Raw genomic sequence first — 11753 nt, forward strand, 5'->3', positions numbered from 1 at the left:
CAATCAGTCTACTATTTCCATTTATGAAAATTGATTTGAATCAATCCATCAAGTTCGAGAATCGCCATAACGGCCCTAACACTACAGAGATCCAAGAGATGCTTGATTTTCTCAAGGTATCCAGTGTGGACGAACTTATAGACCAGACAGTTCCGGCAAACATCAGGCTCACTAAGCCGATGAATCTGCCAGCTGCTCAGACGGAGACCGCCTTTTTGGCCGAACTAAAAAAGCTTGCTGCAAAGAATAAGATATTCAAATCATACATCGGTTTGGGATATTATAATACGCATGTACCTGGGGTGATCTTGAGAAATATCCTTGAGAATCCAGGGTGGTATACGGCTTATACGCCTTATCAAGCTGAGATCGCACAAGGTAGGTTAGAGGCTTTGATCAATTTCCAGACGATGGTCATGGAGTTGACAGGCATGGAGATCGCCAATGCCTCTCTACTAGATGAAGGTACTGCTGCGGCTGAAGCGATGACGATGCTTGCTGGCTCTAGAACGAAAGAGAAGAAGCAGGCAGACAAATTCTTTGTTGATGAGACATTGTTTCCTCAGACGATCGATTTGTTGAAGACTAGAGCGATCCCTGTGGGTATCGAATTGGTGATTGGTAAAATAGCAGAAGCAGATCTAACAGATCCTAATTTATATGGTATCCTCGTGCAGTATCCAAATGCAGAGGGTGAAGTAATCGATTACAGTAACCTAGTCGCTGCTGCTAAGGAGCAAAATGTATTGGTGGCCTTTGCCGCGGATCTGATGAGCTTGACGCTGCTCACACCTCCAGGTGAAATGGGTGCAGATGTGGTGATCGGTACGACCCAGCGTTTTGGTATCCCGATGGGATATGGTGGACCGCATGCGGCTTACTTTGCTACGAAGGAAGAATTTAAGAGACAACTACCTGGTAGGATCATCGGGGTGTCTATCGATAGACATGGCAATAAGGCCTACAGAATGGCACTACAAACGAGGGAGCAGCATATCAGAAGAGAGAAGGCGACTTCTAACATCTGTACGGCACAAGTGCTTCTCGCGGTGATGGCAGGTATGTATGGTGTGTATCATGGACCAAAAGGTTTGAAGAACATTGCCTTGAAGATTCATGGTATGGCGCAGTTGGTAGATAAGGCTGTACAAGCGCTAGGTTATACTCAAGTCAATAAGACGTATTTTGACACGATCAAAATTTCTATCGATGCTTCTACTCAGCGTACGATTCATTCAATCGCACTTGGTAGAGAGATCAACTTTAGATATGCAGAGAATACTATCTATATCGCAGTAGATGAGACGACTACTCTAGAGGACGTACAGGATATCGTATCGATATTCGCTGAGGTGGCTGGTAAGACAGTAGATGTAGCAGCTTTGGCTAAAGACATCACTTTGAATCTTCCTGAAAACCTTACCAGAAAATCGACTTACTTAGAGCATCCAGTATTTAACAGTTTCCATTCTGAGCATGAGATGCTTCGCTATATCAAGCGTTTGGAAGCGAAAGACCTTTCCTTGGTACACTCTATGATCTCTTTGGGATCTTGTACCATGAAGCTCAATGCCACTACAGAGATGATTCCTGTGACATGGCCTGAGTTTGGCAATATCCACCCATTTGCTCCTGTAGGACAGGCGGCAGGTTATCAGGAGATGTTTGCCAATTTGAGCTTGTGGCTTTCTGAGATCACTGGCTTTGCAGATACCTCTCTCCAGCCAAACTCTGGTGCACAAGGTGAGTACGCAGGTCTGATGGTGATCAGGGCTTACCACCAAAGCAGGGGAGATTTCCATAGAAATGTGGCGATCATCCCATCTTCTGCTCACGGTACTAATCCAGCTTCTGCAGTAATGGCGGGTATGGATGTCGTGATCGTGAAGTGTGACGAGCGTGGTAATATCGATATCGCTGATTTGAAAGAAAAGGCTGAGAAGCATAAGGAGAAGCTTTCTGCGCTGATGGTAACTTATCCTTCTACGCATGGGGTATTTGAAGAAGGTATCATCGAGATCTGTGACATCATCCATCAGTATGGCGGTCAAGTCTATATGGATGGTGCTAATATGAACGCTCAGGTAGGTTTGACTAGCCCGGGTAAAATCGGTGCTGACGTCTGTCACTTAAACTTGCATAAGACCTTCTGTATTCCTCACGGTGGTGGTGGACCTGGTATGGGGCCTATCGGTGTGGCTGCTCACTTGGCGCCATTCCTTCCAAGCAATCCAAATATCAAAACAGGTGGTGAGCAGGCGATCTCTTCGATCTCTTCAGCACCATGGGGTAGTGCAAGCATCTTGACGATCTCTTATGCATACATCAGATTGATGGGTGCTGAGGGTCTGACCAATGCTACTAAGATGGCTATCCTCAATGCTAACTATATCAAGAATAGACTAGAAGGTAACTTCAATATCCTCTACACAGGGGCTAACGGCAGATGTGCTCACGAGATGATCGTGGATTGTCGTTCGTTCAAAAACTTCGGTATCGAGGTAGAAGATATCGCTAAGCGTCTGATGGACTATGGATTCCATGCGCCTACTGTATCATTCCCAGTAGCTGGTACGCTGATGATCGAGCCTACAGAGTCTGAGACTAAGGCAGAGCTAGACAGGTTCTGTGATGCGCTTTTGAGCATCCGCGCTGAGGTAGCTGCAGTGGCAGAGGGTAAAGTAGATAAAGACAATAACGTCTTAGTCAATGCACCACATACTGCTGCTATTGCTTTGGCAGATGACTGGAACTATCCATACACTAGAGAGCAAGCGGTTTATCCATTGCCTTATGTGAAGTTGCAGGGTAAGTTCTGGCCGACTGTCGGCAGAATAGATTCTGCTTATGGAGATAGAAATCTCGTGTGTAGCTGTATCCCTACGGAAGCTTACGCAGAAGCTTAAGATAAAAAGTCCCACCTCAACCGTGGGACTTTTGCTTTATTCATCATTATTTAATGTGAGCGGCTGTGGCTTCATTTGATTGCCGCTTATATTTGAGGCTTGTAATACATCAATATTTAATTCTATGAAAAAATTGTTTTTGAGTTGCTTAGCGGTAGTGATCTCGCTACAGTCATTTGGTTGGGGTCAGACGGGTCACCGTGCTATCGGTCAGATCGCTGAGTGGCATTTAAATAAGAAAGCCAAAGCTAGGATAAAGCAGATCCTAGGAGCTGAGTCAGTCGCTATGGCGAGTGTCTGGATGGATGAGATCAGGTCTGATGAGGCTTATGATTATACCAATACTTGGCACTGGGTGACGATCCCTGATGGTCAGCAGTATGACAAGACAATCCAAGAAAAGGGCGGAGATGCCTATGAGGCAACTGTTCGTATCATCGAAGAGCTCAAAGCAGGTGGTTTGACGAAGGAAAAGGAGTGGGAATATGTGAAATTTCTGATCCACATGGTCGGTGACTTGCATCAGCCACTACACGTGGGTAGAGGCGATGACCGTGGAGGTAATAATGTTCGAGTTAACTGGTTTGGTCAGGCGACTAATCTACACAGCGTGTGGGATAGTAAGATGATCGATGGTAAAGCAATCAGCTATACTGAACTTGCGCAGCACCTCAATATGGCTGCTAGTAAGAACAAGATCAAGGAGTGGCAACAGGCTACAGTGGTCGAGTGGATGGCAGAGTCTATGGAGTGCAGACCGATGGTCTATGATGTGCCTGAGGATAAAAATATGGGTTATGAGTATAGCTATAAGTATTTCTCACTTGCAGAGGAGCGCATGCTTTTGGCGGGTATCCGTCTAGCGGGTGTACTCAATGAGATCTACGGCTAATCATTCAATTGGTCTTTTAACAAACGCTGTCTCTAGGTATCTGGGGACAGCGTTTTTTTATGGTGGCTGTTGGAAGTGGTCATGGTGAGTGCTGTATTTAGTTAGCAGGTAGCTGAGAGTTTGGATCCTGTTGCTGTGAGGTATGGCGTTGCTTGTTGAAATGGTGTGGTTACTATGCTATAAATGCTTCGGAGCTGGTTGCTGCTGTGCTGTTCATTTTATAGAAAGTTGACCCCCACTGGTACCTGCCTGTTGAAACTACTCAAAACCCATAGTTGATCCAATGTAAAGACTATGCTTAACGGGTCTAATACGGCTAAAGTACGGCTAAGATACGGCTATGATATGTTTATAAATAGTTAAAAAAAGGCTTCTAAAATTTTTTGTAAGGGTAAATTAATAGCATTTAAACATTAAATAATTTGCTTTTAATTATTTTTATTTTTTAATTAGACCTTCACCAAAATCTAATATCATGGCAAAACAAAGTGGTATCATGAGACTAAGAGGTCGTATTGGAGACTTTTTGTTTTACAAAATGGGCAAAGATTACTTTGTGCGAACGACTTCTAGATCCAATCGAAAGTTGAAAAATGCAAAGGGTGTGAAGCAGGCAAATCGGGAATTTGCACATGCTTCTCAAGTGGCCAAAAGGCTTAGGAATTCGATCAGTCATCTGCTGGGTCATCTGGTTCATGGGCGGTTTTCCTCTCAGTTGACAGGGAAGCTGCAGCGGATCATGGCAACAGATCCAGTGCATCCAAAGGGGGAGCGTCAGGTGAGTTATGGCGATGTGTCTTTGTTGAAAAGCTTGGAGTTTTTTAAAGGTAAGTCTGCTGATTATATCATGTCTTGGCTGCCAGAAGTAGAGCATGAGGGCAGTATGATGCGTGTGCGCTATTCGGACCATATCAATAAGATACCGCCAGGAGCTACGCACTACACCTTGTCGCTACATGCGCTGTATTTTGATGAGTATGGCAGTTTCGATGAGTTAATCGATCTCAATGAACCAGACTATATGCCTTATATCCCTTATGAGCGAAAGGGGGCTCCAAAGTTTTTCACGCATGAGTTGGATGTGCATTCAGTCTTTTCTCCTACGGAGCGGCCGATCATGGGCTTGGTCTTGTGTAGGTTGACATCGTATAAGTTTGTCAATGGTCAGTATGACTTGCTGGTAAGCGGTACTGCGATGCACATTTTAGATGCTAAGGTTTATCAAGGGGAGTAGTACTCCCCTTTTTTGGGGTGTTGGAAATGAGGGAGATTTATTAGATATTAGAATGACTTAAATACTTTTATTTTATGAGTGAGCTTGAAATTTTTATTGCCACCGAACAACCCGAGACATGTTCAAGATGTGGTATTAGGACTAAAATTTTGTTAGAAATTGATAATATGCAATACCACCAATGCTCTTCAATAAGCTGTGGTTTCGAGTTTATTTTAGAGTTCGAAGTTGATGTATGAAGCAGGGTCAAAAACTTTGGACTAGGGAGGAATTGATTTTAGCAATAAATCTTTATTGCAAATTGCCTTTTGGAAGACTGCATAGACAAAACCCTGAGATCATTAATCTAGCTGATTTAATTGGAAGAACTCCAAGTTCTGTCGCTTATAAACTTGTTAATTTTGCGAGTCTGGATCTGAGTTTAAAAGCAAGAGGAATAAAAGGGGCTACAAATGCCAGTAAACTTGATGCGGAAATATGGAATGAGTTTTTTAATAATTGGGATAGCCTCCCTTATCTAAGTGAAAAGCTTTTAGCAAACCTTAAGCAAACTACCTTAGAAAAGCTCAATGATATACCAGATGTTGAATTGCCAAAGGAAGGTAAAATGAGAGAACAAGTGATTAAAGTTAGAGTTAATCAGTCATTTTTTAGAAGATCAATTTTAGCTTCATATAATGACACGTGTTGTATTACGGGGATTCAGCAAAAGGAATTTTTAATTGCAGGTCATATCAAACCTTGGAGTATTGATGAAAAGAATAGATTAAATCTTCAAAATGGAATTGCGATTAATGCACTTCATGATAAGGCTTTTGAAACTGGTTTAATGACGATCACAACAGATTATAAAATCAAGATTTCATCACTGTTATTTAAGCAAAAGAAATCTGAGTCTGTAGAAGAATATTTTTTGAGGTATCATAATAAAGACATGATTCTTCCTTCAAGATTCCTTCCAGATGTCAACCTATTAAAGTATCATAACGAGTTCTGCTTTAAAGAATAACCCTTTTGAAAGAGGATTATATATTTTATTTTTTGTCTATCACTACCTCTCTGACCGCGCTGTTTACTATACGCGATAAGTCTCTCAATTCTGCATGTTGTCTCCGCTTTCGTCTTCGAAGGTTTGGTGGCTTTTGATGACGCGTTCGTACATTTTGATCTGGGAGTAGCGGAGGTAGAGGCCATAGAGGATGCCTCCTACGAGTGCTTGGACGATGAATCTCACCAATCCTGAGACGTTGAAATAGCTATCCATGAGCGCTTGAAATGAAAAGACGCCATCCATGATCAGGGTGACTACGGGTGTCATCAGGGCGACTAAGATACCAAATCGTAAGATACCATATTTGAGTACATACTTGTATTTGGGGATGTCTTTGATCTCTTGCAGGCGGGCTTCGGCTGTTTCTTTTTTCATCATGGTGCTAAAATAAACAATCCCCTGTAAAAGGGGATCATTTTTTATACGTTTACGTGTCTTTCGGCATGGTAAGATGAGCGTACCAGTGGACCTGACTCTACATACTTAAGTCCTCGTTTGAGGCCTTCTTCTCTGTAGTGATCAAACATATCTGGGTGGATAAATTCTGCCACTTCGATGTGCATCTTAGTAGGCTGTAGGTACTGTCCTAGCGTGAGGATATCGCATCCATGTGCAGCTAGGTCGTCCATGGCCTTGTACACTTCGTCTTGCGTTTCTCCTAGTCCGAGCATGATACCGGTCTTGGTACGCTGACCAAATTCTTTGGTGCGCTTGATTTGCTCTAAGCTGCGCTCATACTTGGCCTGCGGTCTTACTCTTCTGTAGAGTCTCTCTACGGTTTCCATGTTGTGAGAGACTACTTCCTGCCCTGCATTGATCATGTGGATGAGGGCATCCCAGTTGGACTTCACGTCTGGTATAAGTGTTTCTATGGTTGTCTCTGGGCTGAGTTTTTTGGTTTCTACTACAGTATTGTGCCAGATCTCTGCCCCACGGTCTTTGAGTTCGTCTCTGTTGACAGAAGTGAGGACTGCATGCTTGACCCCCATGAGTTTGATCGCTTCGGCAACTCTTCTTGGTTCGTCTGTGTCATACTCAGGTGGACGACCAGTGGCTACTGCGCAGAAGGAACAGCTTCTTGTGCAGACATTACCTAGGATCATAAAAGTAGCAGTACCTGCTCCCCAGCACTCGCCCATATTGGGACAGTTGCCACTTTCGCAGATGGTGTGCAGCTTATATTGATCGACTAGTTTTCTTACTTTGGCATATTCTTTACCAACAGGAAGCTTCACTCTCAGCCAGTTAGGCTTCTTAGTGCGTTGTGTTTCCTCTTGGGATATTACTGGCAATTCAATCATGTGTTTCTAATTTGATGCGAAATTACGGAAATGGTCTTATAAACCCAATTTCCCTTTATTTTCTCAATCCGTAGTATAGTGAGATATAAACAGAATGAAAGACGCTTCGGTTCTGTGCGGTAGGCACAAGTACGATTTCTTGAGGAAAAGCTTCGATCATATAGCCTGCTTCTACACCGGTCACGTTGGTTTTGAAGGTGCCGAATTCGAAGGCTAGCCCTACTTTTGCATGTGCTCCTACTTTGATTTCTGACTCTCCTAATCCTTGGAATATGCGGCCTGGCCCAAGTACTTCTCCTCTGTTGTCATGAACAGAAGGATCGAAAGGTACGCGCTCAGAGTCAAATCGAGAAGTGGCGTAGTCTATGTAGTATGGAGATACAATTCCAAAGGTAGGTCCTGCGGCTCCTATGGCACTTACTTGGACGCCTTGCTGTGGAGCTTTCCTGAAAAGGATGAGCTCTCTACCGTAGTGTGGTCTGATGCTGTAGAGGTAGTTTTGCTTACCCCAGATGTAGGTATTGCCCAAGAAGGAAGTGTATCTCACTTCTTTGGGATGCTTGACATTAGAAAGTTCTAGTCCGAAAACATGAAACATGTTGTCATCGATCATTCTAGAATGTCTGATAAAAAGCCCGCCAATGAGTCCCCCATTGGTGTTTTTATTTACTCCATATACTGTCTCAGTGACATAGTCATAGTCTATGGTCTGTGCCTTGGCACTTAGGCTAAGGATCAGCGAGCAAAAGAGCAAATAACTTACCTTTCTAAACATTAGGTATTCAGTTTTTTATTAAAATTACACACTAATCATTAAACTCAAAAATAAGCGACTAAGTTTTATGGCAACAGCAAAAGCAACCTATTTAGGCAATCTTCGCACGCAGGCGACTCATATACAGTCTGGGACGGCTATCATCACGGATGCACCTACTGATAATAATGGTAAAGGAGAGGCATTTTCTCCAACAGACTTGGTCGCTACAGCCTTGGGTAGCTGCATGGTGACCATCATGGGAATCGTAGCTGAGCGTGATGGGATCGATATGTCAGGGCTTAGTTGGGAGGTGACTAAGGTGATGTCTGCCAATCCACGTAAAATCTCGAAGGTGACGATTCACTTCACGTGGCCTCAGCCACAAGCGAGTACTGAGCAGCTTCAAAAACTCAAAAATGCTGCCCGTACTTGTCCTGTAGCTTTGAGCTTGCATCCAGATTTGGAGCAGGATATTCATTTCAACTTTTAAGCTGATTATCAATTTGTTGGCCCTGTCGGAGAGATTTGACAGGGCTTTTTTTATTTTTGGAATATTTTTCATCCCTGCTGTAGCGTAAGAGGGTAAGGCTGCGTCTTCTTTATATGACAAATAGTCTTCTCAGGCTATGGCTCAGCTAGCTTTTTATTTTGGAAGATTTGGAACATCACTTAGTCGAAGCATGTAAATCGGGCGATGCGCGCGCTATGGAAAGGCTGTACAAGCACTTTTATAGCTATGCGATGTCTGTGGCTTTGCGCTATGCACATTCCAAAGATGAGGCAGGCGAAATCATCAATGATTCCTTTATGAAGGTCTTTGATAAGATCGATCAGCATGATCCACGCAAATCTCTCAAGGCTTGGCTGAGACGGATCATTGTTAACACAGCCATAGATTACTATCGCAAAAATGTGAAGCATTATGCCCTGATGGAGATAGAGAAGGTGTCTGTGGAGGTAAAGGATGAAAATGCTATCGATCGACTCAGTGCACAAGATATCATGGATATGATGGGGCAGCTGCCAGACCCCTATCGGGTGGTCTTTAACCTGTATGAAATAGAAGGCTATACGCATCAAGAGATCGGGGAGACGCTGGGGATTCCAGCCAGTACCTCAAGGACTTATTTGAGTCGAGCCAAACAAAAATTGAGAACACTCTGTGAGCTAAAGTTTAGCGGGAAATATGAAGGAGCCATTTGATAAAAAACTTAGTCAAAAGATAAAGGCTACATACGAAGCCCTAGAGACGCCTTTTAATGAGGCGCACTGGACAGCTATGCAGCAAAAGTTAGCTGCTAAGCAGCAGCGTAAACGTAGGGTGGCTTTTATCTGGTGGCTGTCAGCTGCTAGTTTGACTGCTTTATTTGCGGCTATTGGTTTGCGCTATTTTGCAGAAGAGCAAATGCCTCTTTCGCGTCCTATGGCAACTGCCGTCAATCCTAGCAGTGAGCAAGTCATCGATTCTGTAGAAAGAGAGGGTATTGACTCAGCTACTGAAGCTTTTACAGCTTCTAGTGACCAGCCAAACATCCTGCAGCCTACTGCAATAGCTAGTCGTACTGTAACAAATCGTGAGATCGATCAGTCATCTCCTCATCGTGTAAACGAGGTGACTAAAGAAAGATTATTGGCTTTATTTTCTTGGGAGCCGAAGATAGATTTTAGGGATATATCTTCTCAGCTGGCGGCTTGGGTAGGTGATAGCTTTGTAGAAAGGTCAAAGGCCAATAAACCTGAGATATTGCTTGCACAAGAAACGGAGAAGACCCCTGAGGAAGCGGAAGCTGCTGCGGAGGAAGTCATCGCTAAATGGCTCGAAGAGGGTGATGAGCCAAAGGAGAAAAAAGATAAGCGCCCAGTCAAGCTTGGTGTGATGGTCGCTCCTCAGTCTGTACAGAATATTGCTGGGGGACAAGCCAACTGGAACATGAGTGCGGGACTGGCTTCGGAAGTGAAGCTAACGAAGCGACTTTCGGCAGATATCGGGGTGGTCTATGCGCAGCAGGAGATGAGACTCGATCCTGATGATAATATGCTTCGAAACGCGCTAGCTAGTGAAGCAAGGTTTAATACCCTAGATAGTCGATCAGCTCCTTCTGAGATTAGTCAAGTAGTGGCGATTTCTGGTTTTGATATTCCGATCAATTTACGCTACAGTATTTATCAGCAGGAAAATAAGCGACTGTATGTCTCTTCTGGGCTTTCTTCTCTGGTATATTTTGAGGAAAAAAATAAGACGACCATTACTAATCCTGTACCAGTGACTAGTAATGTAGGGCTGTTTTCTTCTCAAGTATCCGCTGCACCCGCAGTATTCCAAGAAGTAGAGCAGGTGAGTGATTTTGATACTTTCCAGCCTTTTCAGTTGATCAACCTGTCATTTGGCTGGGAGCAGAAACTCAAAAACGGGACTTCTTTGACTCTTGAACCTTATTATAAATTACCTATTGGAGATATGACCAATGCTCAGCAGCGTTTTGGGATAGGTGGACTCAATTTACGCTTTGATTTAGATCTCCAGAGAAAATAATTTTAAGATTAGATTGGTTGTTTATTAAGACCATCGATCTTATCGGTGGTTTTTTTGGCACTAAACTAGTTGCATATACCTTATATTTATCGTCTAGACCGAAACAACATTTTATATTAATCCAAATACGCATGAAATTGACTAATAAATTATTTGCTTTGATAGCCTTAGCGGGCATTATCGGCTTGAGTTCTTGTTTGAGAGATTTAGAAAGTGATGCTGAGAAACTGCAGCAGCAGGACAATAAGCGATTGGCAGACTTTATCAGAGATAATAATATCACCGCTACTTTTGACCCTACAGGCTTTTACTACAGTGTCCTGACAGACAATCCAGAGGGCGATACCATCGCTAATAACGATATCTTGGGTATTTACTACACGATGACTGATCTGAGTGGAACTCCGATAGATACTTATCAAGCTTCTAATGGTTTGCCAAAACTTTTTCAGGTGACCGACAGTAGTATTTTACCTTTTGCGCTCAATCTCGCAGCAGGTTTGATGAAGGAAGGAGAGACTTACAGGCTGTATATTCCTTCATATTTGGCCTACGGGGAGAATAGCTTTGAAGGCTTGCCTGGCAGAACCAGTTTGATCGTAGATCTAACCATAGCAGAAAAGCTTTCGCTTGAGGATGTAGCGGCACGAGATGAAGAGGCTATCTTGGCTTTTATCGCAGAGAATGAATATGAAGGCGTGGAAGAAGTCGCTCCGGGCGTCTACTTTCAAGTCTTAGAAGCAGGAGAGGGAGATTCGGCAGCGGTAGATCAGCTCTTAGATGTGCGCTATGAGGCTTTCTACTTTGATGATTTTCAAGTGGCGGGCAGCGTATCTCCTGTGACTATCCGTGTAGGTAATGAGAGCACACTCTTGGGCTTGAATGAGGCGTTTCAGTATATGAATAGAGGGCAGAAAAACCGTGTCATTTTGAGTTCTGAAAAGGCTCATGGAAAAGGATTACAAATCATCCCTGAGCGTCTCAGAGAGGTGCTATTTAACAGAGGGCTGATCTCTACCAATGTGCGCGCTTACGAGCCGATTGTGTATGAGTTTGAAGTTTTGAACGTTCGCTAGTTT

The 11753-nt window shown here is 43.5% G+C and carries 11 protein-coding genes; 8 read left to right on the top strand and 3 right to left on the bottom strand.

The window, feature by feature from the left end; translation table 11 throughout:
* Positions 1-23: 23 nt before the first annotated feature.
* The 4 genes from gcvP to I5349_RS10840 all read left to right on the top strand — a co-directional run bounded on the left by gcvP (position 24) and on the right by I5349_RS10840 (position 6041).
* The gene (gcvP, locus tag I5349_RS10825) at positions 24-2906 is read left to right on the top strand and encodes an aminomethyl-transferring glycine dehydrogenase (RefSeq protein WP_226390792.1); all 2883 of its coding nucleotides are present in this window, start codon (positions 24-26) and stop codon (positions 2904-2906) included.
* 124 nt (positions 2907-3030) lie between these two features.
* Positions 3031-3798, top strand: coding sequence for a S1/P1 nuclease (locus I5349_RS10830; RefSeq protein ID WP_226390793.1), 768 nt, complete (start codon positions 3031-3033; stop codon positions 3796-3798).
* A gap of 475 nt (positions 3799-4273) precedes the next feature.
* Entirely contained in the window at positions 4274-5032 is a 759-nt protein-coding gene (locus I5349_RS10835; protein WP_226390794.1) for a hypothetical protein, read from the top strand.
* Positions 5033-5267: 235 nt separating this feature from the next.
* Positions 5268-6041, top strand: a complete 774-nt coding sequence (locus I5349_RS10840) for an HNH endonuclease (protein WP_226390795.1) — start codon at positions 5268-5270, stop codon at positions 6039-6041.
* Between the two features lie 84 nt (positions 6042-6125).
* Here I5349_RS10840 and I5349_RS10845 read toward each other — a convergent pair whose 3' ends face one another.
* The 3 genes from I5349_RS10845 to I5349_RS10855 are packed head-to-tail and all read right to left on the bottom strand — an operon-like array spanning position 6126 to position 8159.
* Complete coding sequence (locus I5349_RS10845; protein WP_226390796.1) at positions 6126-6461, bottom strand: hypothetical protein; 336 nt, start codon at positions 6459-6461, stop codon at positions 6126-6128.
* Positions 6462-6502: 41 nt separating this feature from the next.
* On the bottom strand, positions 6503-7384 hold the full coding sequence (gene lipA / locus I5349_RS10850) for a lipoyl synthase (RefSeq protein WP_226390797.1): 882 nt from the start codon (positions 7382-7384) through the stop codon (positions 6503-6505).
* Between the two features lie 55 nt (positions 7385-7439).
* Positions 7440-8159, bottom strand: a complete 720-nt coding sequence (locus I5349_RS10855; protein WP_226390798.1) for a hypothetical protein — start codon at positions 8157-8159, stop codon at positions 7440-7442.
* A gap of 67 nt (positions 8160-8226) precedes the next feature.
* On the opposite strand from I5349_RS10855, the gene I5349_RS10860 reads away from it, so the two are divergent.
* From I5349_RS10860 to I5349_RS10875, 4 genes are all read left to right on the top strand, one after another.
* Positions 8227-8631 (top strand): OsmC family protein, encoded by a 405-nt coding sequence (locus I5349_RS10860; protein ID WP_226390799.1) that lies wholly within the window; start codon positions 8227-8229, stop codon positions 8629-8631.
* Between the two features lie 158 nt (positions 8632-8789).
* On the top strand, positions 8790-9344 hold the full coding sequence (locus tag I5349_RS10865) for an RNA polymerase sigma factor (RefSeq protein ID WP_317194245.1): 555 nt from the start codon (positions 8790-8792) through the stop codon (positions 9342-9344).
* Positions 9328-10674 (top strand): outer membrane beta-barrel protein, encoded by a 1347-nt coding sequence (locus I5349_RS10870; protein ID WP_226390800.1) that lies wholly within the window; start codon positions 9328-9330, stop codon positions 10672-10674. Before I5349_RS10865 ends, I5349_RS10870 begins: the two co-directional genes overlap by 17 nt.
* A 131-nt stretch (positions 10675-10805) precedes the next feature.
* The gene (locus I5349_RS10875) at positions 10806-11750 is read left to right on the top strand and encodes an FKBP-type peptidyl-prolyl cis-trans isomerase (protein WP_226390801.1); all 945 of its coding nucleotides are present in this window, start codon (positions 10806-10808) and stop codon (positions 11748-11750) included.
* Positions 11751-11753 lie beyond the last annotated feature (3 nt).

This window comes from Penaeicola halotolerans (assembly GCF_016464625.1).
In the GTDB taxonomy this organism is placed as follows: domain Bacteria; phylum Bacteroidota; class Bacteroidia; order Cytophagales; family Cyclobacteriaceae; genus Penaeicola; species Penaeicola halotolerans.

Bases quoted from the DNA above. Each gene is read 5' to 3' on its own strand.
- gcvP (WP_226390792.1), top strand. From the start codon at position 24: ATGAAAATTGATTTGAATCAATCCATCAAGTTCGAGAATCGCCATAAC.
- I5349_RS10830 (WP_226390793.1), top strand. From the start codon at position 3,031: ATGAAAAAATTGTTTTTGAGTTGCTTAGCGGTAGTGATCTCGCTACAG.
- I5349_RS10835 (WP_226390794.1), top strand. From the start codon at position 4,274: ATGGCAAAACAAAGTGGTATCATGAGACTAAGAGGTCGTATTGGAGAC.
- I5349_RS10840 (WP_226390795.1), top strand. From the start codon at position 5,268: ATGAAGCAGGGTCAAAAACTTTGGACTAGGGAGGAATTGATTTTAGCA.
- I5349_RS10845 (WP_226390796.1), bottom strand. From the start codon at position 6,461: ATGATGAAAAAAGAAACAGCCGAAGCCCGCCTGCAAGAGATCAAAGAC.
- lipA (WP_226390797.1), bottom strand. From the start codon at position 7,384: ATGATTGAATTGCCAGTAATATCCCAAGAGGAAACACAACGCACTAAG.
- I5349_RS10855 (WP_226390798.1), bottom strand. From the start codon at position 8,159: ATGTTTAGAAAGGTAAGTTATTTGCTCTTTTGCTCGCTGATCCTTAGC.
- I5349_RS10860 (WP_226390799.1), top strand. From the start codon at position 8,227: ATGGCAACAGCAAAAGCAACCTATTTAGGCAATCTTCGCACGCAGGCG.
- I5349_RS10870 (WP_226390800.1), top strand. From the start codon at position 9,328: ATGAAGGAGCCATTTGATAAAAAACTTAGTCAAAAGATAAAGGCTACA.
- I5349_RS10875 (WP_226390801.1), top strand. From the start codon at position 10,806: ATGAAATTGACTAATAAATTATTTGCTTTGATAGCCTTAGCGGGCATT.